Source organism: Mycobacterium sp. 1245801.1 (genome assembly GCF_001673055.1).
In the GTDB taxonomy this organism is placed as follows: Bacteria; Actinomycetota; Actinomycetes; order Mycobacteriales; family Mycobacteriaceae; genus Mycobacterium; species Mycobacterium europaeum_A.
Genome location: NZ_LZKY01000397.1, coordinates 1 through 769, shown reverse-complemented (window position 1 = coordinate 769; position 769 = coordinate 1). Strand labels below are relative to the sequence as shown.

The following is a 769-nucleotide window of genomic DNA, read 5'->3' as shown; positions in this document are numbered from 1 at the left end:
GATGCCGTACTCGCCGCGTCATTCACCCTTCCCGACTTCGGGCCCGATGCGACGTTCCCCGGCGCGGTGGCCATCGGCTTTCAGTTCGTTGACTACGTCGTCCACGGCTGGGACGTCGCGAAATCGCGAAGCATCCCCTTCACTCTCGCCGACGAGGTGGTCGACGCTGCGCTGCCTTTGGCTCTCCTCGCCCCAGAGGGAGAGGCGCGAGACGGCCCCGGCGCACGTTTCGCGCACGCCACCGATGGCCCCGCCCAGTCCAACGTGGACAAGATCCTGTGCTACCTCGGCCGCGACGCCAATTGGGCTGCGACATCAAGTGAGCGGCGCGAGACTGGGTTGACCGGATCAGTAATCTCCGGTCGCTAGCTCATTGTCAAGGCCGTGCCCACGGCGACGCTGATCACCACCATGAGCGACACCAAAATCACCGTCATCGACGCGCCCACGATCTCTTCTTCCGTGAGGCGCCAGCGCGGTTTGTCGACATGAATGGTGCCCCCTAGGGGCGCAGATGCGTTCAGTGCTGCGACCGTTAAGGAGCGTTGCCGCAATCTTGATCTCGCACTCTTACCGTGGATATACGAGATAACGCCTATTGGCGACCGAAATCCCGGGGGTTTACATGACGACCGCAATCACCGCGCTTGAGGCAATCGAGGATGCGGACGACGCGAACGATCTTCTTTTGGCGGTCGCAGCACTGAACGCATCTGCGCCCCTAGGGGGCACCATTCATGTCGACAAACCGCGCTGGCGCCTCACGGAA

1 pseudogene is annotated in these 769 nt (G+C 62.5%); it reads left to right on the top strand.

The window, feature by feature from the left end:
- Positions 1-369, top strand: a pseudogene (locus tag A5622_RS29870) (hypothetical protein); the annotation flags it as partial.
- Positions 370-769 lie beyond the last annotated feature (400 nt).